Source organism: Pseudomonas sp. GW821-FHT02A08 (genome assembly GCF_059422045.1).
This window is the reverse complement of sequence record NZ_JBWKWD010000033.1, coordinates 14,481-38,472: the sequence shown is the minus strand read 5'-3', so window position 1 is coordinate 38,472 and position 23,992 is coordinate 14,481. Positions and strand designations below refer to the sequence as shown.

The window sequence follows — 23,992 nt, the reverse complement described above, 5'->3', positions numbered from 1 at the left end:
TGGTTGCCCTTGAATTGGAGTCCAGTGTAAAAACCGCATCCGGCCGCAACCATTGGTGCGTGCAACCCCCTCGCTAAAGAAAACCCCTAGCCCCCCACCGATTACCTCTGAGCGCATCCCGCTGTGCGAGCAGGTATAAAACGCCATACTGCAAATCTCTGCCGCCAGGGGCCGTGCGATGTACCTGCCAAAACCGAACGACTTTTATGCGCTGATCGAAGCCATGCCGCTGTGCATCATTCTTCATGACGCGCACACCAAGGAAATTCTCTGGGCCAACGCCGCTGCCCTGGCGGCGCTGGGCTTTACCCTGGAAGAACTGACGCCGCTCAAGGCCCCGGACATGACCCGCGACGCGCCGAAGTACCGCCGTTCGGTGGGCTTGCGCTGGCTGGAAGGCGCCGCGCGCACGGGCCAGCGGGCCATCGAGTGGTGCTATCGCTCCAAGCAAGGGGTGGAGATTCTTTCCGAGGCGGTGGCGACCCTGGTGCACCTGGACGGTCGCGATGTGCTGATGGTGCAGTTCCGCGACATCTCCAAAGAGGACAAGGTCAAGCGCGACCTCAAGCGTTTCGAGAGCCGGCTCAAGGCCTTCATGCAGGACCTGGCCGAAGGCGTGGCGGTGCTAGGCCCCGAGGGCGATATCGGTTTTATCAGTGACTCCGGCGCGCACCTGCTCAACAGCGAAGTGCACAAGCTGATGGGCAAGAACTTCCTGGCCTGGTGTGACGACGCATCCGGCCAGCGCCTGTTGCAACAGCTTGCCCATGAGACACCGGAACACGCGCCGTTCAACGTGCATTACAAGGTGCAGCGCCGGGATGGCGAGTGGCGCTGGCATGACGCGACCTGCCGCTACATCGAGATCGAGGACGATCTGGTCGGCCATCTGCTGCTGTTCCGCGATGTGACCGAACAGGTGCTGGCCGAAGAGGCGCGGCGGGTCAGCGAGCAGAAACTCGAATACCTGGCGCGCTACAACGCCATGGGCGAAATGGCTGTGGCCATTGCCCACGAACTGAGTCAGCCATTGGCCGCGACTCGCAACTTTATTGAAGGTGCGGTGATTCGCCTGGGCAACGCCGGCGAAACCGATCAAGGCGTCGCCTGGGGTTTGCACAGTGCGGTACGGCAAATCGAGCATGCCTCGGTGATCATCAAGAGCGTGCGCGATTACGTGGTCAAGCTGGAGCAATCCGAAGAGCTGGTCGATCTTAATGAGCTGCTGCGCGAAACCCGCTACTTCATCAGCCTGCGGGCCGATCCGAGCCTGGTGCGCGTGGAAATCGTCACCGCGCCCGAACCACTGCGGGTGAGTTGCGAGAAGGTGTTGATCGGCCAGGTGATCCTCAACCTGGCCTTCAACGCCATCGAAGAAATGGCCGACCTGCCCGCCGAACGGCGCGTGTTGCGGATCCATGCCAGCCGCGACAACGATGTGGCCCTGGTGCGCATCGAAGACTGCGGCCGGGGCATTCAGGCCCAGGCGCAGGAGAAGCTGTTCGACGGCTTTTTTTCTTCCAAGGTCAGCGGCAACGGCATTGGCCTGGCGCTGTGCAAGAACATCATCGGCCGCCACCGTGGCGATATCTGGGCGCAAAACCTGGAGCCGTGCGGCGCGGTGTTCAGCTTCTCCCTCCCCCTCGCATAAAGCAAAGATCGCAGCCTGCGGCAGCTCCTACAGGGTGCGCATTACCCTGTAGGAGCTGCCGCAGGCTGCGATCTTTTCGCTCTTGCCCACGACTGGCACAGACACACAAACACTTGGCAGGCAGGGCAATTCTCCCGATCGCGGGGCACGGCAGAATCAAAGGGTAAAAATCTGCCGAAGCACCCGCGATCCGCGTTACCAACAATTCAGGAAGTTCCCCTTATGCGAACAAACAGGATCTCCGTACAGTCAGCGCTAGGCCTGAGCCTGCTTGTACTCGGTTTGAACAGTGCCCGCGCGGATTTGCCCGCCGGTACGATTGGCCAGACCGTTCTGGCGTTTCCACCCGAGGCTCACCGTGCGTTTGTCATCGACGTCGAGTTCGAAAGTTTCGTCGCTGGCCGGGTGACCGTGGTCGACCCGGACCAGAAGCGCATCCTCGGCATGGTGCCGACCGGTTTCGCTGCGCCGTCGACCCTCAGTCACGACAAGAAAACCCTCTACAGTGCGGACATCTGGTATTCCCGAGGCACCCGCGGTACCCGCACCGACGTGCTGACCGCCTGGGACAGTTCGACCCTGTCGCCCGCCTGGGAAGTGCTGATTCCGAACAAGCGCGCCGAATCGCTGACCCAGCGTTATTCACTCAAGCCAAGCGGCGACGACAAGTTCGTCTACGTCTACAACTTCACGCCGTCGACTTCGGTCACTGTGGTCGACACCCAGGCCAAGGCCGTTGTCACGGAAATCGCCATCCCCGGTTGTGTGCTCAACTACCCGATCGGCAACCGCCGCTTCGCCTCGCTGTGCGGTGACGGCAGCCTGCAAGTGGTGACCCTCAACGATCAGGGCCAGGAAACCGCGCGCAGCCGCACGCCGTTCTTTGATCCGAATGCGGAAAAACTGGTAGAGCGCGCGGTCAACGTCGGCGACATCTACTACTTCACCACCACCACCGGCACCGTACGCCCGGTGGATTTCGCCGGTGATGCGCCGAAGGTCCTGCCGTCCTGGTCGCTGGTTTCCGACGAGGAAAAGAAAGCCGGTTGGGCGCCGGGTGGCTGGCAGTTGATGGCCGTGGCACCGAAGCTGGACCGCCTGTACGTGCTGATGCACGACGCCCACGAAGCCATGAAGTGGGAAGACCCGAGCCCGCTGATCTGGGCGTTCGACCTCAAGACCCACAAAAAGGTGGCGACCCTGGAAGCCCCGGTTCCGGTGTGGAGCATGCAGGCCACTGGCGACGACAAGCCGTTGTTGCTCGGCACCGACGTGGAAGGCGGTTTGCAGATTTTCGATCTGAAGACCAACAAGCTCACCGGCAGCATGCCGAAAGTCGCCAAAACCGCGACTCAGGTCCTGAGCTACTAAGAGGTTCGGCCATGCACACAGATCCGATCTTCATCATTGCCAGCGCCATCGCCATCGCGGTGTTGCTGGCCAGCGCCGCGACCCACAAGTTGCGCGCGCCGGCCCGCTTCGCCCGGCAACTGGCGGACTATCAACTGCTGCCCGAAGCGCTGGTGCGCCCAACGGCACGGCTGGTGCCGCTGCTGGAACTGGCCATCGCCTTTGCCCTGCTGGTGCCGGTCAGCCGTGGTTATGCCGCGTTGAGCGCCGCCAGCCTGTTGGCGCTGTACGCCGCCGCCATCGGCATCAACCTGTGGCGCGGTCGCGCCGACATCGACTGCGGTTGCACCGGGCCCGACCAGGCACAGCCACTGCGCCCGGTACTGCTGCTGCGCAACAGTGCGTTGGTGGCACTGGCGCTGGTGGCCAGCGTGGCGCCGGTGGTCCGCGACCTGAACCTGTTCGATGGCTTCGTGACCCTGGCCGCCGCCGCGGTCGCGTTGCTCATCTACGCCTCGGCCGATGGCTTGCTGGCGAATTCCCCTCTTCTGCTCAAATTGATTGGTAGGTAATCGAAATGGAAGGCTTGATTGTTTCCAACGTTCTGCTCTGGGTGCTGCTGGTGGCCGTGGCGTTTGTCGTCATGGGCCTGGTGCGGCAGATTGGCGTACTGCACGGGCGTCTGGCCCCGGCTGGCGCGCTGATGGTGGACAAAGGCGTGGCGGTCAATGAACCCGCGCCGCAAATCACTGCCAGCGATCGTCACGGTCGCCCGGTGAACTTCGGCTATGCCGGTGAAAAGTCGCAATTGCTGTTCTTCCTTTCGCCGACCTGCCCGATCTGCAAGTCGCTGCTGCCGGCGATCAAATCCATCGCCAAGGAGCAGGCCGCGAGCCTGGACGTGGTGTTCGTCAGCGATGGCGACATGGACGCCCAGCAAGCGCTGATCCGCGAACACAAACTCGAAGACGCCACCTACGTGGTCGGCCCGCAAGTGGGCATGACCTACCAGATCGGCAAGCTGCCGTACGCCGCGCTGATCGACAAGGCCGGCACCCTGCGGGCCAAAGGCCTGGTCAACTCCCGCGAGCACCTGGACAGCCTGTTCGAAGTCGAGCACCTCAAGCACGCCACGCTGCAGCAGTACCTCAATGCCCAACCGCACACCCACGATCACGACCACAGCCACGGCCATAGCCACTGATAAGGCAGGGAGACCTTTATGAAACTGCTGGATCTGTTGTTTGAGCGTTCGTCCCGCCGTGTCGCCGACACCACTTCGCGCCGCAAGCTGCTGGCACGCATGGGGTCGCTGATGGTCGCCGGTGCCGCCCTGCCCCTGCTGCTGCCGCTGGATCGCACCAGCAAGGCCCTGGCCGCGGAACCTGCTCAGGCCGGCGACCCGGGTGATCCGAACAGCTGCGACTACTGGCGCTACTGCTCCATCGACGGCTTTCTGTGCAGCTGCTGCGGTGGGTCGGTGACGTCCTGCCCACCGGGCACCGAAGCCTCGCAAGTGACCTGGATCGGCACCTGCCGCAACCCGGCCGACGGCAAGGACTACATCATTTCGTACAACGACTGCTGCGGTAAGCAAAGCTGCGCCCAGTGCGCCTGCACCCGTAACGACAGTGAAGAACCGGCCTACCGCCCGTTCAACAACAATGATGTGAACTGGTGCCTGGCCGCCAAATCGCACATCTACCACTGCACCGTTTCGGTCATCCGCGGCGTCGCCGTTTAAAAAACGCGCTTTGCGCCGGTTGTTCGCGCAATCGGCGTCTTTTTTCTGTGGCTGCTTTTCTTTTTTTACTGCTTTGTGTGTGTACCTGTAGGAGCGAGCCTGCTCGCGAAGAACGTCAACGATAACGCGGGCTATCTGGTTTAACGCGTCGCCCTTGAGCTCTTCGCGAGCAAGCTCGCTCCTACAGGTGCCAAACGGTCATCAGCGGAGTTCGGTTAAATGCGTAGTTTGATATTGCTCGGTCTCGTCTGCGCCCTTGGCGCTCCGCTCGCGTTCGCCCGGGCTATTCCCGACCCGGCGCAGAGTCATGCGCCGGGTAATGAATCGCTGCAAACCCCGATTGCCCAGGCCGGCTACAGCGTCGGTGTGAACTACCAGCTGCAATGCGCCGGTTGCCACCTGGGCGACGGCAGCGGTTCCGCCGCCAACGACACGCCACGGATGAAAGGCTTTGTCGGCAACTTCCTGAAGGTCCCCGGTGGCCGCGAATTCCTCGTGCGGGTGCCGGGCATGTCGCAATCGGCGTTGAACAACGCGCAACTGGCGGATTTGCTCAACTGGTTGATGCGTGAGGACGGCATGGCGGGCAACAGCCTGCCGGCCGACTATCAGCCTTACACCACCGAAGAGGTCACGGTATTGCGCGCCAAGACCATGCTCAACCTGCCCGGCACCCGCAGCGAGTTGATCAAGGCCATGCGTGCCCAGGGCATCGCGATCGATGACGGGATGAATGACTGAGAACGCCGTGCCGATGGACGCATTGACGGCAAATAAGTAACGTAACCGGTGCTGTTTTCGAACCTGGAAAATCGAAAAGGGAGTTTGCATCGTGACCGAAGAGACAAAAACCAAAGGACCGGCTTCGTATTTCCCGTCCATTGAAAAAAAGTATGGGCAGCCGATCAGCCACTGGCTGGACCTGCTCAAGACCGTCAGCGACAAGAAACACATGGAACTGGTGGCCTGGCTCAAAGCCGAACACGGCATGGGTCATGGTCACGCCAATGCGCTGGTTGCCTATCATCTGGCAGCCACTAAAAGCGCCTAGCCATGCGCAGTCAGTGGAGCCGGGTAAAACCGGCTCCACCGTAAATTTTCTGTTGCCCTATCCTTTCATCCAACCCATCACGCCGGACATCGACCATGTCAGCCCCCGAATCCACCCTCCTCGACAGCTGGCACCACAACGCCCGGGCCTGGGTCGACGCCATCCGCGGCGGCACCATCGAAAGCCGCCAAAAGGTCACCGACCAGGCCATCCTGCTGGCGGTGCTGGGTCGCCAGCCCGAGCGGGTGCTCGACCTGGGCTGCGGCGAAGGCTGGTTGTTGCGTGCGCTGGCGGACCGGGGTATCGAGGCGGTCGGCGTGGATGGCGATGGGACGCTGGTGGAGGCGGCGCGGGCGGCGGGCGCTGCGCCGGTGTATTTGGCGAGCTATGAACAACTGGCAGACGCGAAAGTCGACATCGGCCGCGACTACAACCTGATCTGCGCCAACTTCGCCCTGCTGCATCAGGACATCATCCCCCTGCTCGCCGCCATGAACACCCTGCTCACCCCTGGCGGCGCGCTGGTGATCCAGACGCTGCATCCGTGGACTGCTGCGGCAGGCGACTATCAGGATGGCTGGCGGGAAGAGACCTTCGCCGGCTTCAAGGGGCAGTGGCACCCCATGCCGTGGTATTTCCGCACCCTGTCCAGTTGGCTCAACGCGCTGGACATGGCGGGTTTTGTGCTGGCCGGCTTGCAGGAACCACAGCATCCGCAAAGCTCTGTGCCGCAGTCGTTGCTGTTGGTGGCCGAGCCAAGGCTGTAGGAGCGCGGCACGACCAACATCATCAGCGATTGATCTACCGCCTTCGCGGGCAAGCCCGCTCCCACAAGGTTCCTCAGTGTTCACAAAACCTGTGGGAGCGGGCTTGCCCGCGAAGGCGTCGGCACAGCCAACATAGAAGCCGGAGCACTGTGAAGTACTCCGGTGCGCTCATGCTACTAACGCATCAGGCCCATTCTTTACGCAACTGGCGCGCAGCGTTGACCATGTGCACCAGCGCCGCTTCGGTTTCCGGCCAGCCGCGAGTCTTCAGACCGCAGTCCGGGTTGACCCACAGGCGATCGGCGGGAATACGCTTGGCGGCCTTGCGCAGCAGGTTGGCCATTTCCGAGGAGTCCGGCACCCGTGGCGAGTGGATGTCGTACACACCCGGGCCGATTTCGTTCGGGTAGGCGAAGGCTTCGAACGCGTCCAGCAGTTCCATGTCCGAGCGCGAGGTTTCGATGGTGATCACGTCGGCATCCATGGCGGCGATGGACTCGATCACATCGTTGAACTCGCTGTAGCACATGTGGGTGTGGATCTGGGTTTCGTCACGCACGCCGCAGGCGCACAGGCGGAACACTTCGGTCGCCCAGTCCAGGTAGTGCTGCCACTGCGCCTGGCGCAACGGCAAGCCTTCACGGAACGCAGCCTCGTCGATCTGCACGATCCTGATCCCGGCGGCTTCCAGGTCCATCACTTCGTCGCCAATGGCCAAGGCCAGTTGACGGGCCTGTACTTCGCGGGTCACGTCTTCGCGCGGGAACGACCACATCAGCATGGTCACGGGACCGGTCAGCATCCCCTTCATCACCTTGTCGGTGAGGCCTTGGGCGTAGCGGATCCACGCCACGGTCATGGCTTTCGGACGGCTCAGGTCGCCGTAGATCACCGCCGGTTTCACACAGCGCGAACCGTAGCTCTGGACCCAGCCGAAACGGGTGAACACGTAGCCATCGAGTTGCTCGGCGAAGTATTCGACCATGTCGTTGCGCTCGGCTTCACCGTGCACCAGCACGTCCAGGCCCAGGCGTTCCTGCACTTGCACGGCGTGACGGATCTCGCTGTGCATGGCTTCGGTGTATTCGGCTTCGGTCAGCTTGCCTTGCTTGAACGACTGGCGAGCCAGACGGATCGACGCGGTTTGCGGGAACGAACCGATGGTGGTGGTCGGGAACAGCGGCAGGTTCAGGCCGGCGCGCTGTTTCTCGATACGCTGGGCAAACGGCGAATGCCGCTGGCTGTCCTGGACGGTGATGGCGGCAACACGCGCCTGCACGGCTGGCTTGTGAATGCGTGCCGACGCAGCACGGCTTGCCTGCACGGCGCGGCTTTGAGTCAGCGCTTCAAGCACTTTTGGCGCTTCCGGCTCATTCACCGCCTGAGCCAGCAGCGCGACTTCTTCACACTTCTGCACGGCAAACGCCAGCCAGCTTTTCAGTTCGGCATCGAGCTTGTCTTCACGACCCAGGTCAACCGGGCTGTGCAGCAGCGAGCAGGATGGCGCGACCCACAGGCGATCACCCAGACGTTCTTGGGCGTGCTGCAAGGTGGCCAAAGCGTTTTCCAGATCGCAGCGCCAGACATTACGACCGTTGACCACGCCCAGCGACAAAACTTTGTAGGCCGGCAGGCGATCGAGGATGGTCGGGTACTGCTCAGGGGCGCGCACCAGGTCGATGTGCAGGCCGTCCACCGGCAGGTTGGCGGCCAGGCCGAGGTTCTCTTCCAGCCCACCGAAGTAAGTGGCCACCAGCTTCTTCAGCGGGTCACGCTGAATCAGGTTGTAGGCCCGCTCAAAGGCATTTTTCCAGTCCTGTGGCAGGTCGAGCACCAGGATCGGCTCGTCGATTTGCACCCACTCGACGCCCTGTGCCGCCAGGCGCTGGAAGATCTGGCCGTACAGCGGCAACAGACGATCCAGCAGCTCCAGCTTGTCGAATTCGGCGCCCTTGGCCTTGCCCAGCCACAGATAAGTCAACGGGCCGATGATCACCGGCTTGACGTTGTGCCCCAGTGCCCGGGCTTCTTCGACTTCTTCGAACAACTGGTCCCAGCCGAGCTGGAACTGCTGGTCGGCGCTGAATTCAGGGACGAGGTAGTGATAGTTGGTGTCGAACCACTTGGTCATTTCCTGGGCGTGCGCGCCGCCGCAGCAACTGTCGCTAACACCGCGAGCCATGCCGAACAGGGTTTGCAGGCTGGCCTTGCCATCGTGCGGGCGGAACCGCTCCGGGATCACACCGAACATCAGCGAGTGGGTCAGGACCTGGTCGTACCAGGCAAAGTCACCGACCGGCAGCAGCTCGATCCCGGCTTTTTTCTGCAAGTCCCAGTGGGTCTTGCGCAGGTCGCGGCCCACGGCGCGCAGACCGGCTTCGTCGAGTTCGCCCTTCCAGAACGCCTCTTGGGCCTTTTTCAGTTCACGGTCGCGGCCGATGCGCGGAAATCCAAGGGAATGGGCCAAAGCCATGACAATAAAACTCCATCTGGTTAATGGAGTCATTGTCGGTAGTTGAGCCCCGGTGAGACAAACTCATTTAAATCGTGATGATCACGAGTTTATTTCATGAAGATAGACGCAGGCCTTTGCTTCGAATACGTCGGGGCGCGACGCACTACTCCTGATAGTAATAAAGCTTGTTGATGATCACCCATCGACCGTCCACCTTCAGCAACGACAGGTAATCGGTAAACCGTATCCCGGCGAAATCATCGATGACCTTGACCACCGCGGCGTCGCCGGTGACATCGAGATTGATCACCTGCCAAAACGGCTGCGTACCGGCAGGCGCCGGGATTTCGGCCTTGATGGCGATGACAAACTCATCCAGGGAAGCCCATTCGAGCACCTTCTGGAAGTGACCGATGATGCGACAGTCTGGATGAAAGGCCTTGCGCAACAGCGCTTCATCGGCGAAGACCATGCCCTCCACGTAATGACGCACCACCAGGTTGATCTGATCGGTATCTATCGATTGAGTGCTCATGATTGAACCTCTGGTTGTCTTGACCGACAGTCTCCCCAAGGCTGATCAAGCAGAAAGTTTAGGCAGCACCTGTGCAGTTGCACGGTTTTACGACCGGAGGCGCTGAGCCCACAGCGCAAAAAAACAGTGGCGAGGGAGCAAGCCCCCTCGCCACAATGGAATTGTTTCTGCCTGATCAGATCTCCCAGATCAGGTTGACCGCTGCATAACGCCCAGGCTGAGTCAGACGATCAAGACCCGCTGCGTTTTCGTCGCGGCCTTGCACGTCACCCCAGTTCCAGTACTTCTTGTCGGTGACGTTGAACAGGCCGCCGTTGATCGATACTTCCTGCGTCACCTGCCACCAGGCCGTCAGGTCGAGGGTGCCGTAGCCCGGGGTCTCGAACTGGCTGTTGATCAGCAAGTCGGCATCGCCGCTGTGGTCGACGCGGTCCTTGGACTGAACCAGGGTCCACATGACCTGGCCGCCATACACGCCGCTCGGTGCATCGTAGGCCAGGCCCATGACCGCCTTGAGCGGGTCGACACTGTTGAGCGCCTCGCCGGTTTCCTCATTCTTGCCGCGTGCATAGGCAATCGAACCCAGGGCACGGGTACCTGCCGGCATGAAGGCGTCCAGCTTGATGTCACCCTTGGCTTCGGCACCACGGATGGTGACCTTGCTCACGTTTTGCGACTGGAAAGTCAGCGGGATGTCGCTGGTCGGATCAGTGAAGCTGACCGTTTCGATGAAGTCCTTGTACTTGTTGTAGAACAGCGCGATGCCGAAGCTGCCCAGGTCGTAGCGACCGCGCAGGCCGGTCTCGAAGCTGTTGCTGGTTTCCGGCTTGAGGTTCGGGTTGCCGATTTGCCTGTAGCCAAATTGCGGGTTGCTGAACTCACCATACATGTTGACCGGGTTCGGCGCGCGGAAGCCGGCAGCGTACTGGCCGTAGACGCTTTCGTGTTCGGTCAGCTGATAGGTCACACCGAACTTCGGCGAAATGTGATCGTCGGAGAGGCGCGAGGGATCGGTGTCCGAGGGCAAGCCGTTGAGGTATTCCCGGGTGACGTGCGGTGTCTGACGGTAGTAGTCGTAGCGCAGGCCTGGCAACAGGGTCCAGCGGCCGACCTCGATACTGTCCTGGACGAACAGGCCCAGGGATTCGCTGGTCGGATCCGGGAAGTCGCTGACCGGGAAGTTCTCCGTGGCCGGCACAGTGGCGCCGGTGTCCAGGCGCACTTCTTTACCCGTACGCTTGTTGCTCGACTCGATGCGTTTGACCTCGGCACCGTAGATCAGGTGGTGCCGGGTGTCGGCAATCGCGAACTCCTTGTCGAGCTGGGTGTTCAGGCTCCACAGGCGCTCGTCGTAAGTCGACTGGCGGGTGCGCACGCGGTTGACCCGCGAGGTGGTCTGGCGCTGCTGATAAGTGTCCTGGTCGTTGCTGCTTTCCTGATAGTTCAACTGCCATTGCAGCTTGTCGGCCATCGCGCTGTCCAGGGCCAGGGTATGGGCCAGGCTGTAGCGGGTGCGGTCGATGCTGTCATCGGCCGTGGAGCCGAGAATCGCCGGGCTGGTGATGGTGGCGCGGGTGACGATATCGCTCAGCAGGTTGCTGTTGGCGTCATCCTGGTAGCGCTCGTAAGTGAACTGCAGGCGGTCGCCCTCGCCGTAGTCCCAGCCCAGTTTGGCCAGCACGTTTTCGGTGGTGTAGTTGAGCGGGTTGGCTTCGGTGCGCGATGCGCCTACGCCACCGACGTTGCCTGCGGTGTCGGTGGACTGACCGTCGCGGCGACCCAGGTGCAGCAGGCCGTCGACAGTACCGGTACGCCCGGCGAACGTGGCGCTGCGCTGCCAGCTGTCATCGCTGCCGTCGTAGCCGGTCTTGAAGCGCGCGTAGGTGTCGTCACCGTCTTCGAGGTACTCGCCGGCATCTTTGGTCAGGTAGCTGACCGCACCGCCGATGGCGTCGCTGCCGTACAACGAGGACGCCGGGCCGCGGATGATTTCCACCTGCTTGATGGTGTCGAGGTCGACGTAGTTGCTGCGCACGTCCTGGAACGGGCTGAAAGCGTTGCTTTGCGGGACGCGCACGCCGTCGACCTGAGTCAGTACCCGATTGCCGTCGATACCGCGGATGTTCGCCCCGGACAGACCGAAACGGCTGCCGGTGCCGCTGACCGAAACACCCGGCTCGTAACGCACCACATCCTTGAGGTCCTTGTCGTTTTGCTGATCGATTTCACGTTCGCTGTGCACCGACACGGTACTCGGCACTTTCAGCAGGGTCTGCTCGGTGCGGGTGGCGGTCACGCTGACGGTATCGAACTGGGTAACGGGTTCAGCGGCAAAGGCCAGCGAAGGCGAGAGCAACAGCAAGCAGAGCCAGGGACGCTTGGCGAATGGCGGGCGGATCGACATCTAACTTTTACTCCTGGGATCTGACAGTGGTCACTTGCATGCAGGGTGTTGAAGGGGGTCTGCATGGGCGACGGACACTGTCCGGCGTGTGTTTTGTATGAACCAAGCGTTTGGCCCCTTTCTGTCGAAGGGATGTATACAAAAACGCTTGTCGGCAGCGGCGGCGAAGATAACCAGCTTGACTTGTAAATGCAAATTATTATCATGTGCATTATATTTCAAAATCAGAACGAGCGTGCATGAAGCACTTCTGGGGTTGTCTGGGGTTATCGATTGCGCTGCATTTGAGCGCCGGATGGCTCGTTCGCGAGATTCAGGCCGCGCCCGAACCGCTGGCCTTTCAGCCGCCGATGGCGATTCAACTGGTGACGCTGGCGCCGGTTGCCGTGCCCACACCATCTGCGCCGCAGCCCGTGCGCGCGCCTGCCCCGATGCCGGCACCAGCACCTGCGCCTGCACCTGCGAAGCAACCTGAAACGGCGAAAGCCGAGACCGCACCGCCTGCACCGATACCGGTCAAACCGCTGCCGGTCAGTACCCAGCCGTCCAAGGTCAAGGCGCCAGGCAAGCCACAGCCGCCTGCCAAACCTCGTGGCGAAACCAAACCGGAACCCCGTCGTGTCGAACCCGTTGAGCTTCCGGCCACCATGGCGCAGACCCCGACTCGACCGGCACCGGCAGCGACGCCCGCCGCCGCGCCCGCACAGAACGCCAACCCGACCCTCCCCGTCGCTGCCGCTCCGGCGCCCATGCTCACCCCGGTGGTCAGCCTGCGCCCGTCCTTCGTCACCCCTCCCCCGGCGCCCCGTTATCCCAACACTGCCCGCCGTCGCAACCAGCAGGGTGTGGTGCGGATCGAGGTGCGCCTCGATGAGCGCGGCCAACAACTCAAGCTGACGCTGGTGCGTTCCTCGGGGGTGGAGAGCCTTGACCAGGCCGCTCTCGAAGCAGTGACCACCTGGCGTTTCCGCCCCGAAATTGTCGACGGCCGGGCTGTGCCCAGCCGTGTAGAGATACCAATAGAATTCGCCCTCACGGCGAACCGTTGATCCTGAAGGAGCATCACATGACCGCCAATACTTCCGCCCTGCCAGTCGCCCCGGCGCTGTACCAGACCTGGCAACAACTGCGCGCCGAACAACCCGGCCTGCGCGCCCGCGACGCCGCCGCCAAACTGGGTGTCAGCGAAGCTGAACTGACCGCCAGCCGCCTGGGCACCGACACCGTGCGTCTGCGCCCGGAATGGAAGGAACTGCTGCCGGCGCTGGGGGAACTGGGCACCATCATGGCCCTGACCCGCAACGAGCATTGCGTGCACGAGCGCAAAGGCGTGTACAGCGAAGTGACCGTGATGGGCAGCGGCCAGATGGGTATGGTGCTGTCGCCGGACATCGACCTGCGCCTGTTCCTCAGCGGCTGGGCCAGCGTGTTCGCCGTCGATGAAAGCACCCCGCGCGGCCCGCAGCGCAGCGTCCAGGTGTTCGACCGCCAGGGCCTGGCCGTGCACAAGGTCTACCTGACCGCCACCAGCTTCGATGCCGCCTGGGCGCCGTTGGTCGAGCGTTTCCGTGCCGAGGAACAAAGCGCCGAACTGGACCTGCAACCGCTGCCGCAAGCCAAGGCCCCGCGTGTCGACAGCGAAGTGGACGTCGACACCCTGCGCAGCGAATGGTCGCAGCTCAAGGATACCCACGACTTCTTCATGCTGCTCAAGCGCAACGATGTAGCGCGCACCCAGGCCCTGCGCCTGGCCGGAAACGAGTGGGCAGAACCCTTGGCCACCGTCGAGCTGACCCAGGTCATCGAAGAAGCCGGCAAGCGCGAAGTGCCGATCATGGTGTTCGTCGGCAACAAGCATTGCATCCAGATTCACTCAGGCCCCGTCAGCAACCTGCGCTGGATGGACACCTGGTTCAACGTGCTCGACCCGATGTTCAACCTGCACCTGAAGACGACCGGCGTGACCGAGTTGTGGCGTGTGCGCAAGCCGAGCGTCGATGGCATCATCACCAGCTACGAAGGTTTCGATGCCGAAGGCGAACTGGTGATCCAGTTGTTCGGCGTGCGCAAGCCGGGCATCCCTGAGCGTGACGACTGGCGTGCCCTGGCTGAAACCGCCACCCCTCTGATCGGCTAAGGAATAGTCCCGATGCGTATGAAAACACTGCTGGCCTGTGCCAGCGTGCTCGTCAGCCAGATGGCCGTCGCCGACGCCCTGCCCCAGCGCTGGGTCAGCGCCGGCGGTGCGTTCAGCGAATGGGTGGTTGCCCTGGGCGGCGAAAGCAAGCTGGTGGGAGTCGACAGCACCAGCCAGTACCCGCAGTCGCTGCACAGCCTGCCGGGCGTCGGCTACCAGCGTGCGCTGGCGGCCGAAGGCATCCTGGCCCTGAAGCCGGACATTCTGGTGGGCAGCAACGAAATGGGCCCGCCGCCGGTGCTGGAGCAACTCAAGGCTGCCGGCGTGCGCATTGAATTGCTCTCGGCCAAGGCCGACGTGCCGGCCCTGCAACACAACCTGACCGAACTCGGCCAGTTGCTGGGCAAGGAAACCGAGGCCCAGGCGCTGATGGCAGGCTACCTCAAGCGTCTGCACACCCAGGCCGACCGGGTCAGGCTGGCGCAGCAACAGCAACCGGCTCCCCGGGTGCTGATGCTGCTCAGCCATTCCGGTGGCAACCTGCAAGTGGCGGGCAAGGACACCCTGGCGGCCTGGATGATCCAGCAGGCCGGCGGTAAAAGCCTGGGTGAGCACAACGGCTACAAACCGGTCTCCAGTGAAGCGATGCTGAGCCTGGACCCGCAGGTGATCATCTTTGCCGGCGGTAAACTGGAAGGCGATGCGGCCCGCAAAGCCCTGCTGGAACAGAACCCGATCCTGGCGCAAACCCAGGCCGGGCGTGATGGCCGGGTGGTGGTGATCGACCCGACGCTGCTGGTCGGTGGCCTTGGCCCGCGGGTACCGGACGCGTTGACCCGTCTTTCCACGGCGTTTTACCCGGATGCCAAAGCGCAGACCGCCGGAATCAACCCATGACGGCCATTTTCCGGCCGCGTCCGACCTTGATCTTTTTGCTGCTGTTGCTGGTGCTGGTGTTCTGGCTGTCCCTGGCTCTCGGGCCGGTCAGCCTGCCCCTGGGCGATATCTTGCTGGCCGGGATGCGCCTGCTGGGGTTGCCGCTTGACGGGGGCGACACGCAGCAGGCGGAGCTGATCCTCGGTCAGATCCGCCTGCCGCGCAGCCTGCTCGGCATCGCCGTGGGCTCGGTGCTGGCGTTGTCCGGCGTGGCGATGCAGGGGTTGTTCCGCAACCCCTTGGCGGATCCTGGCCTGGTCGGCGTCTCCGGCGGTGCCGCGCTGGGTGCCGCCCTCGCCATCGTCGGCGGCAGCCTGCTGGGTGGCGTGCCACCGGCCATCGAACCTTATCTGCTGTCGGTCAGCGCCTTCGCCGGTGGCTTGATTGTCACGGCGGTGGTGTATCGCTTCGGTCGCCGCAATGGGCAAACCGATGTTGCCACCATGCTGTTGGCGGGTGTGGCGATGACGGCCATGGCCGGTGCCGGGGTCGGTCTGTTCACCTACCTGGCCGATGACGCGACCCTGCGCACCCTGACGTTCTGGAACCTGGGCAGCCTCAACGGCGCCAGCTATCCGCGCCTGTGGCCATTGCTGATCGTCACCCTGGGCGTGGCGCTGTGGTTGCCACGTCGTGCGGCGGCGCTCAATGCCATGCTGCTGGGTGAATCGGAGGCCCGTCACCTGGGCTTCGACATCGAGCGCATCAAGCTTGAGCTGGTGTTGTGCACGGCGCTCGGCGTCGGCGCGGCCGTCGCGGCGGCCGGCCTGATCGGCTTTATCGGTCTGGTGGTACCGCACCTGATGCGCCTGCTGGTGGGTCCGGATCACCGGGTGTTGCTGCCCGCGTCGTTGCTGGCCGGTGCGAGCCTGCTGTTGCTGGCCGATCTGGCCGCGCGCCTGCTATTGGCGCCGGCCGAATTGCCCATCGGCATCGTGACCGCACTGATCGGCGCTCCGTTCTTTCTCTATCTGCTGGTACGAGGGCGTTCCTGATGCTGCGGGCAAACAACTTGCTGGTACGTCGTGGCAACCGCACGGTACTGGCGAACATCGATATCGAGTTGCGCCCCGGTGAAGTGCTGGGTGTGCTGGGCCCCAATGGTGCCGGCAAAAGCACCCTGCTCGCGGCCTTGTGTGGTGAACTGGCGACCAGTGAAGGCAGGGTCAGCCTCGACGAGCGTCCACTCGCCGACTGGCCGGGTCAGGAGCGAGCCAAACGCCTGGCCGTGCTGCCGCAGAGTTCGAGCCTGAACTTTGCGTTTTCGGTCAATGAAGTCGTCGGCATGGGGCGCTTGCCCCATGCCAGCGGCCGCGTGCGCGATGCCGAAATCGTCGCCGAGGCGCTCAAAGCCGCCGACGCCCTTCATCTGGCCGGACGCAGCTATCTGGCCCTGTCCGGCGGTGAACGCCAGCGCGTGCATCTGGCGCGAGTGCTCGCACAGCTCTGGCCAGGTGCCGAAGGGCAAACCCTGCTGCTCGATGAACCGACGTCGATGCTCGATCCGCTGCACCAGCACACCATTTTGCAAGCCGTGCGCGACTTCGCCGAGCGTGGTGCCGCCGTGCTGGTGATCCTGCACGACCTCAACCTGGCCGCACGTTACTGCGATCAACTGCTGTTGTTGCAACAGGGCCTGCCCCACGCCTACGGTCCACCGGCACAGGTGCTGACCGTCGAGGCGCTGGCGGCGGTGTATGGCCTGGAGGTGCTGATTCACCAACACCCGGAACGCGGCCACCCGTTGATCATCGCGCGCTGATACCGTCCCCCTCCTTCGTTGATCGAGGGGGCTTCTGTCTATTCAAGGAAAACCGATGCGCTTTCTGTTGCTGTGTGCGTTCAGCCTGTTGGCTGCCTGCCAAACCCATTCTGTAACGCCGCCCCCGGCGCCGATTGCCCCGCAGGGGCGCGATCATGCCGATCTCGGCGTCATCCGCGAACTGGCCAGCGGTCGCACGCTGACCCCGCAGGAATTGGTCGGGCGTCTGGCTGCCGCGCCTCGGGTTCTGGTCGGTGAACAGCACGACAACCCGGACCACCACGCCCTGCAATTGTGGTTGCTGCGCGAGCTGGCGGCACAGCGTGCACAGGGCAGCCTGCTGATGGAGATGCTCAACCCCGATCAACAGGCCAAAGTCGATGCCGCGCAAAGCGCGACCCGCGCTGGCCAGCCGCCGGCGGATGCGTTCAAGGCGCTGGCCTGGCAGGCCAATTGGGACTGGAGCGTCTACGGTGCCCTCGTCACCTACGCGCTGCGCCAACCCTATCCACTGCTGGCGGCGAACCTGGACCGCGCGCAGATCATGCAGATCTACCGACAGCGCCCTGAGTTGAAAGGCGAAGCGTCCACCACCCGACAGGTGCAGGCGACCTTGCTGGACGACATCCGCCAATCCCATTGCGGTCTGCTGCCCGAATCACAAATGCCGGCCATGCTCGCCGTGCAGCAACAACGCGACCGGCGCATGGCCGAGCGCCTGATGGCCGCGCCGACGCCGGCGTTGCTGCTGGCCGGGGCCTTTCATGTGCGCAAGGATCTGGGGGTGCCGCTGCACTTGAAAGACCTCGGTGCCGGTGAAGGCAATGCGGTGCTGATCCTCGCCGAAGCGGGCAAGACCGTGACTGCCGAGAGCGCGGATTACGTGTGGTACACGGCTGCACAGCCGGAACAGGATCATTGCGCGAAGTTGCGTCGTTAATTGTGGCGAGGGAGCTCTCTCGCCCTGACGGCGCGACACTATGTCACGCCTCTGCGCCGGTCCAATGGTCGTATCCACCCCGCCGCTACCGGCACAGTTTGTTAAGATCCCCCCGATTTTTTCGTCTGTACAGTCACCACGCTGTCAGTTTCAGCCTGTTCAACAGGATGCTTTTTTCCATGAGTACTTTGTTTACCCGCCGAACTGTCCTGCAAGGCATGGGCCTGTTGAGCCTGGGCCTGCTCGCCGGTTGCGACGACAGCAGCAAGCTGTCGTTCAAGTACGGCAAAGACCTCAGCGACAAGATCATGGGGCGTAACTTCAAGCTCACGAACACCGAGGGCGAAACCAGGATGCTGGGCAGCTATCGCGGCCTGATGCCGTTGGTGTTCTTCGGTTTCACCCAGTGCCCGGCCGTGTGCCCGACCACCCTGGCCCGTGCCGCCCAGGCCAAGAAGCTGATGGGCCGCGATGGCGAAAGGTTGCAGGTGATCTTCATCACCCTGGACCCTGAGCGCGATACGCCAGAGTTGCTCGACAAATACGTCAAGGCTTTCGACCCGAGTTTCGAAGCCCTGTACGGCACGCTTGAAGAAACCGCCGCCACCGCCAAGGAATTCGGCGTGTTCTTTGAGAAGGTCCCGAGCGGCGATACCTATACCCTCTCCCATACCGCGACCAGCTATGTCTTCGACTCCCGGGGCAATCTGCGCCTGGGACTGTCCGCGTCCCTGACGGCCAAAGAGTGCGCAGAAGACCTGCTCACCGTGATGGAGATTTGCTGAAATGAATGCCCCGCAGACTAAGAACCGTTTCGCGCAACGTTGCAGGCAGCTGGCACTTGGCTTGTCCCTGGTCGGCCTGGCCTTTCAGGCGTCGGCGCAAACCCGGGTCGACGACGCCTGGGTCCGCGCCACCGTGGCCGGCCAGCCGTCAAGCGGCGCCTTCATGACCGTCACCGCGAGCAGCGACAGCAAACTGTTGAGCGTGCAAACGCCGGTGGCAGGGCTGGTGCAGATTCATGAAATGAGCATGAAAGACGACGTGATGAAAATGAAGCAGGTGGACGCCGTGGCACTGCCGGCTGGTAAAGCGGTGAGCCTGGACCCCAATGGCTACCACATCATGCTCATGAACCTGACGGGCCAGATCAAGGAAGGCGACAAGGTGCCGCTGACCCTGACCGTCGAAGACGCCAAGGGCGAGAAAGAGTCGATCCAGGTTGAAGCCGTTGCCAAGGCGATTGGCACCATGGATCACGGCAACATGGCGCATGATCACAGCAAGATGAATTGATTTTCCTCGCAACAGCAAAAAGATCGCAGCCGGCGGCAGCTCCTGCAAAATCGGTGTAGGAGCTGCCGCCGGCTGCGATCTTTTTCAGATTCACGTCAACTCAAACAAGCTTGAGCACGACGTTGATGTTGTTGCGCGTGGCTTTCGAGTACGGGCAGTACTGGTGCCCGGTGTCGACGATTTTCTGCGCAGTTTCACGGTCAAGCCCCGGCAGACTGACATTGAGCCGCGCCTGCAGCAGGTAGCCGCCTTCATTGGTGCCCAAATCAACTTCGGCATCGACGGCCACATCCTTGGGCAACGCCACTTTCATTTCCCTGGCTGCCACCTGCATGGCGCCAATGAAACAGGCTGACCACCCGGCAGCGAACAGTTGCTCGGGGTTGGTACCGCCACCGCCCGCGCCTGGCGATGAAAGCTTCACATCAAGGATTCCGTCGGAGCTGCGGGACGCGCCGTCACGCCCGCCGGTGGTGTGGGTTTGGGCGGTGTACAACACTTTATCGATCTGGCTCATGGTGACCTCCTGATTGAGTTGTAAGAAACCGGTTTTTGCACCCCATCGGGTCGCTGGGATGGTCAATCAATATAGACGTCGCAGCCCCGCACCGCGGTTAATCCGACCGGCGTCCGCTTCTTCCTTATTTACGCGCCAACTTGTACCTGACGCAGTCCTCATAAAAGCTTTGCCGCACGGCAGTCGGCTTCAATCGCGACGAACTGTCATAAGTTTGCTCTGTAATACCAAGTGCCATCATGCGCATCCATGTTTTGGCGAACTTGTAGGCCTGGATTTTCTGCCGCGCGGCGTAAAGGGAAACCCCTGAAAGCTTGAGTTCCTGCGCCCTTGCAGCGGTGCCAGCCCCCCAACTGCACATATATTGATCCTGGGTGGCCAGTTCTTTGGCTTGCGTCGAATTGGTGATACCCGCAACAACTAGCGGAATTAACGCGATCCATATCTTGCGCATCTTGACCTATCTAACTAGTTGAAAATGAAATAATTTTGCGGGGGATTTTTAAACTTGGGGGCCAGCATCGTGCCTTTTTTGCAAATAAGTGCAAAAAACGAGATGGCTGAGGCCATTTCTTGCGAGTTTTCAATCCTTTGCTATAGCTAAGACTCTCAATCGCCAACTAAGTGAGGCAACGGAATGTCAGTCGCAAAGAAAATGAGTGTGGGGCAACTGACAATGTTGACCGCCGTCAACATGTTGGGCTCAGGAATTATCCTGCTACCGACGAAACTCGCAGAAGTCGGTGCAATTTCAATCCTCTCCTGGCTGATTACGGCCACCGGCTCCCTCGCTCTGGCCTACGCCTTTGCGCGATGCGGGATGCTCAGCCGCAAGACCGGTGGCATGGGCGGTTACGCCGAATACACCTTCGGTAAAGCAGGTAACTACATCACCAACTACACCTATGGCCTCTCGCTGTTGATTGCCAACGTGGCGATCAGTATTACCGCGGTCGGCTATATACAGGTGTTGTTCGGGATAAAACTTGATTCGCTGCAAGTAGGCCTGGCCACTATTGCCCTGTTGTGGATCACCACCTTCGCCAACTTTGGCGGTGCCAGCATTACCGGCCGTATCGGCGCGGTGACGGTCTGGGGTGTGATTGCACCGGTGGTGTTGGTCTCCACGGTGGGCTGGTTCTGGTTCGACAGCAGTGTCTACGCCGCCGGCTGGAACCCCCACGACAAGGGCTGGTTCGAAGCAGCAGGCGCCTCGGTGGCAATTACCCTGTGGGCCTTCCTCGGTCTGGAGTCGGCTTGCGCCAACACCGACGCGGTGGAAAACCCTGAGCGCAACGTACCGATTGCCGTGCTGGGCGGCACCTTGGGCGCGGCGGTGATCTACATCGTCTCCACCAACGTCATCTTCGGTATCGTCGGCAACGAAGAACTGGTTGCGTCCACCGCGCCGTTCGGCCTGGTGTTCGCCAAGATGTTCACCCCAATGGTCGGCGACATCGTGATGGCGGCCATGGTGCTCGCCTGCATCGGCTCGCTGCTGGGTTGGCAGTTCACCATCGCCCAGGTGTACAAAAGCTCGGCGGACACCGGTTACTTCCTGTCGATCTTCGCCAAGGGCAACAAAGCGGGAACGCCGATTGTCGGCATGCTGGTGCTGCTGGCGGCACAGACCGCGCTGGCCCTGCTTACCATCAGCCCGGACCTGAGCAAACAGTTCGACACCCTGGTCAACCTCGCGGTGGTCACCAACCTGGTGCCGTACATCCTGTCCATGGCCGCGCTGATGACCATGCAGAAAGTCTCCAACGTGCCGGAAGGCAAGGCACTGGCGACCAACGTCATTGCCCTGATCGCGGCGGCCTACAGCTACCTGGCGCTTTACAGTTCCGGTGAGCAGGCCCTGATGCTGGGCGGCGTGGCCACGATCGTCGGCTACACCCTGTTCGGTTTCGTCAACAACCGCCTGATCCGTCTCGAAGCGCTCAACAACAGCGTACCGACGCAAACCGTCAGCGCGCAGCACCTCACTGCCGTGCCAGTGCCGGTGAACAGTCTGAATAAAACCACTGTGGAGGTTCAAGCATGACGGAATATAAACACTCGCTGGGCATGCTGGCGCTACTGGTCAGCAGTCCGCCGGACAAGCGAACGGTGTTTGGCCGCGCCCTGGATCAACTGATCCATGACGTAGAGGGCCGTGGTGTCAGCGTACTGGCCTCGGAAAGCCTCACCGATGCCGCTTCGATCCTGCGCTCGGACCCTGCCATTCAATGCGTGCTCATCCGCTGGGAAATGGACACCAGCGAAGGCCACGCCGACTGCACCAAACTGCTGGTCAAACTGCGTGAGCGCAACACCCGCGTACCGGTGTTCCTGATCAGCGACCGTACCACCGCATCGAGCATTCCGTTGCTGGTCATGCAACACGCCGATGACTTCATCTGGCTGCCCGAAGACACCTCCCGCTTCCTCAGCGGGCGCATCCTGGCGGCCATCGAGCGCTATCGCCAGGCCGCCCTGCCGCCGATGTTCGGCGCACTGGTGAAGTTCGCCCGCAACTATGAATACTCCTGGCACACCCCAGGCCATGCCGGCGGCACCGCGTTCCTGAAAAGCACCGCAGGCCGGGCTTTCTACGAGTTCTTCGGCGAGAACCTGCTGCGTTCCGACCTGTCGATCTCGGTCGGCGAACTGGGCTCCCTGCTCGATCACAGCGGCCCTATCGGCCAGGGCGAACGTTATGCCGCCAAGGTCTTCGGCGCCCACCGCACGTATTACGTGACCAACGGCTCGTCGATGTCCAACCGCGTCATCCTCATGGCCAGCGTCACGCGCAACCAGATCGCCCTGTGCGACCGCAATTGCCACAAGTCCGCCGAGCATGCGATGACCCTGTCCGGGGCGATTCCGACCTACCTGGTGCCGACCCGCAACCGCTACGGCATCATCGGCCCGATCCTGCCGCAGACCCTGAGCGCCGAAGGCGTGAAAGCCGCCATCGCCGACAACCCGCTGGTCAAGCAAGGCATCGACCCGACGCCGGTGCACGCCATTGTCACCAACTCCACCTACGACGGCCTGACCTACAACGTCACCCGCGTCGAAGAGCTGCTGGGCGAAAGCGTGGACCGTCTGCACTTCGACGAAGCCTGGTACGGTTATGCGCGTTTCAACCCGCTGTACAGCGGACGCCATGCCATGCACGGTAACCCCGCCGATCACGACAAGTCCAAGCCGACCGTGTTCGCCACCCAGTCGACCCACAAGTTGCTGGCCGCCCTGTCCCAGGCCTCGATGATCCACGTGCGTGACGGCCGTAACCCGATCGAACATGCGCGCTTCAACGAGTCGTACATGATGCACGCCTCGACCTCGCCGAACTACGCGATCATGGCGTCCTGCGATGTCAGCTCGGCGATGATGGAAGCACCGAGCGGGCAGATCCTCACCAACGAGTCGATTGAAGAAGCCATCAGCTTCCGCCAGGTTCTCTCGCGCATGCACAACGAGATGCTGGGCAAGAGCGACTGGTTCTTCACCTGCTGGCAGCCGCCGACCGTACAGGTTGGCGCAGCGACCGTGCCGTTCCATGAGGTCGACCCGGCCACGCTGAAGACCGACCCGAACTGCTGGGTCCTGCACCCGAACGCGGTATGGCACGGCTTCGGCGACATCGAAGACGGCTACTGCATGCTCGACCCGATCAAGGTCTCGGTGCTCAGCCCGGGCATGGGCGACGACGGCAGCCTGCTCGCCTCCGGCATCCCCGCTTGCGTGGTCACGGCATACCTGGGCCGTCAGGGTATCGTGGTCGAGAAAACCACCGACTTCACCATCCTGTTCCTGTTCTCCATCGGCATTACCAAAGGCAAGTGGGGCACGCTGCTCAACGCCCTGCTCGACTTCAAGCGTGACTACGACGACAACGCCGAGCTCGAGCTGTGCCTGCCCGACCTGTACAACGCCAACCAGCAACGTTATGCCGGCATGGGCCTGAAGGATCTGGCCGACGAAATCTTCGCCGCCATGAAGAAACACAAGACCACCGCCAACATGTCCCAGGCCTTCGGTACCCTGCCAAAAGCCGAGTTCAGCCCGGTGGAGGCCTACGAAAAACTGGTGCGCAACGACATCGAGCTGGTGACGCTCAACGAAGCCGCCGGGCGTCTCGCCGCAACCGGTATCGTGCCGTATCCACCAGGCATCCCGTTGCTCATGCCGGGTGAGAACGCAGGCCCTGCGGACGGTCCGTTGCTGGCGTATCTCAAGGCACTGGAAGCCTTCGACAAATCCTTCCCCGGCTTCACCCATGACACCCACGGGATCGAGGTTGAGGATGGCGTTTATCGGATGCTGGTACTGAAGTAAGTCAAGCAGGCTCACCGCAACCCCTGTGGGAGCGGGCTTGCTCGCGAAGGCGTAGTGTCAGTCGGTGCAATTGCCGATTGACAGGACGCCTTCGCGAGCAAGCCCGCTCCCACATTGC

At 62.2% G+C, this 23,992-nt stretch carries 23 protein-coding genes; 18 read left to right on the top strand and 5 right to left on the bottom strand.

Going from position 1 to position 23,992, the window contains the following annotated elements; all coding sequences use genetic code 11:
* Positions 1–178 precede the first annotated feature (178 nt).
* The 8 genes from AC07W4_RS21210 to AC07W4_RS21175 all read left to right on the top strand — a co-directional run bounded on the left by AC07W4_RS21210 (position 179) and on the right by AC07W4_RS21175 (position 6,563).
* Positions 179–1,651, top strand: a complete 1,473-nt coding sequence (locus AC07W4_RS21210) for a PAS domain-containing sensor histidine kinase (protein WP_495033852.1) — start codon at positions 179–181, stop codon at positions 1,649–1,651.
* Positions 1,652–1,873: 222 nt separating this feature from the next.
* A complete protein-coding gene (locus tag AC07W4_RS21205) occupies positions 1,874–3,022 on the top strand; it encodes an amine dehydrogenase large subunit (protein WP_495033851.1) in 1,149 nt (382 codons plus the stop codon).
* Between the two features lie 11 nt (positions 3,023–3,033).
* Positions 3,034–3,573, top strand: coding sequence for a MauE/DoxX family redox-associated membrane protein (locus AC07W4_RS21200; RefSeq protein WP_495033850.1), 540 nt, complete (start codon positions 3,034–3,036; stop codon positions 3,571–3,573).
* Positions 3,574–3,578: 5 nt separating this feature from the next.
* Complete coding sequence (gene mauD / locus AC07W4_RS21195) at positions 3,579–4,205, top strand: methylamine dehydrogenase accessory protein MauD (RefSeq protein WP_495033849.1); 627 nt, start codon at positions 3,579–3,581, stop codon at positions 4,203–4,205.
* A gap of 18 nt (positions 4,206–4,223) precedes the next feature.
* Complete coding sequence (locus AC07W4_RS21190; RefSeq protein WP_008050506.1) at positions 4,224–4,745, top strand: methylamine dehydrogenase light chain; 522 nt, start codon at positions 4,224–4,226, stop codon at positions 4,743–4,745.
* A 219-nt stretch (positions 4,746–4,964) separates the two neighbouring features.
* On the top strand, positions 4,965–5,486 hold the full coding sequence (locus tag AC07W4_RS21185) for a cytochrome C (RefSeq protein ID WP_495033848.1): 522 nt from the start codon (positions 4,965–4,967) through the stop codon (positions 5,484–5,486).
* 91 nt (positions 5,487–5,577) lie between these two features.
* Positions 5,578–5,796, top strand: coding sequence for a DUF4287 domain-containing protein (locus AC07W4_RS21180; RefSeq protein WP_046040348.1), 219 nt, complete (start codon positions 5,578–5,580; stop codon positions 5,794–5,796).
* A 95-nt stretch (positions 5,797–5,891) separates the two neighbouring features.
* Positions 5,892–6,563, top strand: a complete 672-nt coding sequence (locus AC07W4_RS21175) for a class I SAM-dependent methyltransferase (RefSeq protein WP_495033847.1) — start codon at positions 5,892–5,894, stop codon at positions 6,561–6,563.
* A 184-nt stretch (positions 6,564–6,747) separates the two neighbouring features.
* On the opposite strand, the gene metE is transcribed toward AC07W4_RS21175, so the two are convergent.
* The 3 genes from metE to AC07W4_RS21160 form a co-directional block, all read right to left on the bottom strand.
* Positions 6,748–9,036: a 5-methyltetrahydropteroyltriglutamate--homocysteine S-methyltransferase gene (gene metE, locus AC07W4_RS21170; protein WP_495033846.1), complete on the bottom strand. Its 2,289-nt coding sequence runs from the start codon at positions 9,034–9,036 to the stop codon at positions 6,748–6,750.
* Positions 9,037–9,181: 145 nt separating this feature from the next.
* On the bottom strand, positions 9,182–9,553 hold the full coding sequence (locus AC07W4_RS21165; protein WP_495033845.1) for a nuclear transport factor 2 family protein: 372 nt from the start codon (positions 9,551–9,553) through the stop codon (positions 9,182–9,184).
* A 175-nt stretch (positions 9,554–9,728) separates the two neighbouring features.
* Positions 9,729–11,957 (bottom strand): TonB-dependent hemoglobin/transferrin/lactoferrin family receptor, encoded by a 2,229-nt coding sequence (locus AC07W4_RS21160; RefSeq protein ID WP_495033844.1) that lies wholly within the window; start codon positions 11,955–11,957, stop codon positions 9,729–9,731.
* A gap of 239 nt (positions 11,958–12,196) precedes the next feature.
* Here AC07W4_RS21160 and AC07W4_RS21155 point away from each other — a divergent pair, with 239 nt between their 5' ends.
* From AC07W4_RS21155 to AC07W4_RS21120, 8 genes are all read left to right on the top strand, one after another.
* Positions 12,197–13,006, top strand: coding sequence for an energy transducer TonB (locus AC07W4_RS21155; protein ID WP_495033843.1), 810 nt, complete (start codon positions 12,197–12,199; stop codon positions 13,004–13,006).
* A 17-nt stretch (positions 13,007–13,023) separates the two neighbouring features.
* On the top strand, positions 13,024–14,094 hold the full coding sequence (locus AC07W4_RS21150; protein ID WP_495033842.1) for a hemin-degrading factor: 1,071 nt from the start codon (positions 13,024–13,026) through the stop codon (positions 14,092–14,094).
* A 12-nt stretch (positions 14,095–14,106) separates the two neighbouring features.
* Entirely contained in the window at positions 14,107–14,991 is an 885-nt protein-coding gene (locus tag AC07W4_RS21145; protein ID WP_495033841.1) for a heme/hemin ABC transporter substrate-binding protein, read from the top strand.
* A gap of 50 nt (positions 14,992–15,041) precedes the next feature.
* Complete coding sequence (locus tag AC07W4_RS21140; RefSeq protein ID WP_495033872.1) at positions 15,042–16,025, top strand: FecCD family ABC transporter permease; 984 nt, start codon at positions 15,042–15,044, stop codon at positions 16,023–16,025.
* Positions 16,025–16,792 (top strand): heme ABC transporter ATP-binding protein, encoded by a 768-nt coding sequence (locus tag AC07W4_RS21135; protein WP_495033840.1) that lies wholly within the window; start codon positions 16,025–16,027, stop codon positions 16,790–16,792. The genes AC07W4_RS21140 and AC07W4_RS21135 overlap by 1 nt, the downstream gene beginning before the upstream one ends.
* A 55-nt stretch (positions 16,793–16,847) precedes the next feature.
* A complete protein-coding gene (locus AC07W4_RS21130; RefSeq protein ID WP_495033839.1) occupies positions 16,848–17,732 on the top strand; it encodes a ChaN family lipoprotein in 885 nt (294 codons plus the stop codon).
* 179 nt (positions 17,733–17,911) lie between these two features.
* The gene (locus AC07W4_RS21125; protein ID WP_495033838.1) at positions 17,912–18,517 is read left to right on the top strand and encodes an SCO family protein; all 606 of its coding nucleotides are present in this window, start codon (positions 17,912–17,914) and stop codon (positions 18,515–18,517) included.
* A gap of 1 nt (position 18,518) precedes the next feature.
* The gene (locus AC07W4_RS21120) at positions 18,519–19,028 is read left to right on the top strand and encodes a copper chaperone PCu(A)C (RefSeq protein ID WP_495033837.1); all 510 of its coding nucleotides are present in this window, start codon (positions 18,519–18,521) and stop codon (positions 19,026–19,028) included.
* 100 nt (positions 19,029–19,128) lie between these two features.
* Here the strand turns inward: AC07W4_RS21120 and AC07W4_RS21115 are convergent, their stop codons facing one another.
* Positions 19,129–19,545 (bottom strand): organic hydroperoxide resistance protein, encoded by a 417-nt coding sequence (locus AC07W4_RS21115; protein WP_046040328.1) that lies wholly within the window; start codon positions 19,543–19,545, stop codon positions 19,129–19,131.
* Positions 19,546–19,669: 124 nt separating this feature from the next.
* The gene (locus AC07W4_RS21110) at positions 19,670–19,999 is read right to left on the bottom strand and encodes a hypothetical protein (protein ID WP_008050484.1); all 330 of its coding nucleotides are present in this window, start codon (positions 19,997–19,999) and stop codon (positions 19,670–19,672) included.
* 183 nt (positions 20,000–20,182) lie between these two features.
* Here AC07W4_RS21110 and potE point away from each other — a divergent pair, with 183 nt between their 5' ends.
* Both potE and AC07W4_RS21100 read left to right on the top strand, forming a co-directional pair.
* The gene (potE, locus tag AC07W4_RS21105) at positions 20,183–21,592 is read left to right on the top strand and encodes a putrescine-ornithine antiporter (protein WP_495033836.1); all 1,410 of its coding nucleotides are present in this window, start codon (positions 20,183–20,185) and stop codon (positions 21,590–21,592) included.
* The gene (locus AC07W4_RS21100; RefSeq protein WP_495033835.1) at positions 21,589–23,874 is read left to right on the top strand and encodes an Orn/Lys/Arg family decarboxylase; all 2,286 of its coding nucleotides are present in this window, start codon (positions 21,589–21,591) and stop codon (positions 23,872–23,874) included. Before potE ends, AC07W4_RS21100 begins: the two co-directional genes overlap by 4 nt.
* The last annotated feature ends 118 nt before the right edge of the window (positions 23,875–23,992 follow it).

Excerpts from the sequence above, each read along its gene's own strand:
- AC07W4_RS21210 (WP_495033852.1), top strand. The coding sequence starts at position 179 with ATGTACCTGCCAAAACCGAACGACTTTTATGCGCTGATCGAAGCCATG.
- AC07W4_RS21205 (WP_495033851.1), top strand. The coding sequence starts at position 1,874 with ATGCGAACAAACAGGATCTCCGTACAGTCAGCGCTAGGCCTGAGCCTG.
- AC07W4_RS21200 (WP_495033850.1), top strand. The coding sequence starts at position 3,034 with ATGCACACAGATCCGATCTTCATCATTGCCAGCGCCATCGCCATCGCG.
- mauD (WP_495033849.1), top strand. The coding sequence starts at position 3,579 with ATGGAAGGCTTGATTGTTTCCAACGTTCTGCTCTGGGTGCTGCTGGTG.
- AC07W4_RS21190 (WP_008050506.1), top strand. The coding sequence starts at position 4,224 with ATGAAACTGCTGGATCTGTTGTTTGAGCGTTCGTCCCGCCGTGTCGCC.
- AC07W4_RS21185 (WP_495033848.1), top strand. The coding sequence starts at position 4,965 with ATGCGTAGTTTGATATTGCTCGGTCTCGTCTGCGCCCTTGGCGCTCCG.
- AC07W4_RS21175 (WP_495033847.1), top strand. The coding sequence starts at position 5,892 with ATGTCAGCCCCCGAATCCACCCTCCTCGACAGCTGGCACCACAACGCC.
- metE (WP_495033846.1), bottom strand. The coding sequence starts at position 9,036 with ATGGCTTTGGCCCATTCCCTTGGATTTCCGCGCATCGGCCGCGACCGT.
- AC07W4_RS21165 (WP_495033845.1), bottom strand. The coding sequence starts at position 9,553 with ATGAGCACTCAATCGATAGATACCGATCAGATCAACCTGGTGGTGCGT.
- AC07W4_RS21160 (WP_495033844.1), bottom strand. The coding sequence starts at position 11,957 with ATGTCGATCCGCCCGCCATTCGCCAAGCGTCCCTGGCTCTGCTTGCTG.
- AC07W4_RS21155 (WP_495033843.1), top strand. The coding sequence starts at position 12,197 with ATGAAGCACTTCTGGGGTTGTCTGGGGTTATCGATTGCGCTGCATTTG.
- AC07W4_RS21150 (WP_495033842.1), top strand. The coding sequence starts at position 13,024 with ATGACCGCCAATACTTCCGCCCTGCCAGTCGCCCCGGCGCTGTACCAG.
- AC07W4_RS21145 (WP_495033841.1), top strand. The coding sequence starts at position 14,107 with ATGCGTATGAAAACACTGCTGGCCTGTGCCAGCGTGCTCGTCAGCCAG.
- AC07W4_RS21135 (WP_495033840.1), top strand. The coding sequence starts at position 16,025 with ATGCTGCGGGCAAACAACTTGCTGGTACGTCGTGGCAACCGCACGGTA.
- AC07W4_RS21130 (WP_495033839.1), top strand. The coding sequence starts at position 16,848 with ATGCGCTTTCTGTTGCTGTGTGCGTTCAGCCTGTTGGCTGCCTGCCAA.
- AC07W4_RS21125 (WP_495033838.1), top strand. The coding sequence starts at position 17,912 with ATGAGTACTTTGTTTACCCGCCGAACTGTCCTGCAAGGCATGGGCCTG.
- AC07W4_RS21120 (WP_495033837.1), top strand. The coding sequence starts at position 18,519 with ATGAATGCCCCGCAGACTAAGAACCGTTTCGCGCAACGTTGCAGGCAG.
- AC07W4_RS21115 (WP_046040328.1), bottom strand. The coding sequence starts at position 19,545 with ATGAGCCAGATCGATAAAGTGTTGTACACCGCCCAAACCCACACCACC.
- AC07W4_RS21110 (WP_008050484.1), bottom strand. The coding sequence starts at position 19,999 with ATGCGCAAGATATGGATCGCGTTAATTCCGCTAGTTGTTGCGGGTATC.
- potE (WP_495033836.1), top strand. The coding sequence starts at position 20,183 with ATGTCAGTCGCAAAGAAAATGAGTGTGGGGCAACTGACAATGTTGACC.
- AC07W4_RS21100 (WP_495033835.1), top strand. The coding sequence starts at position 21,589 with ATGACGGAATATAAACACTCGCTGGGCATGCTGGCGCTACTGGTCAGC.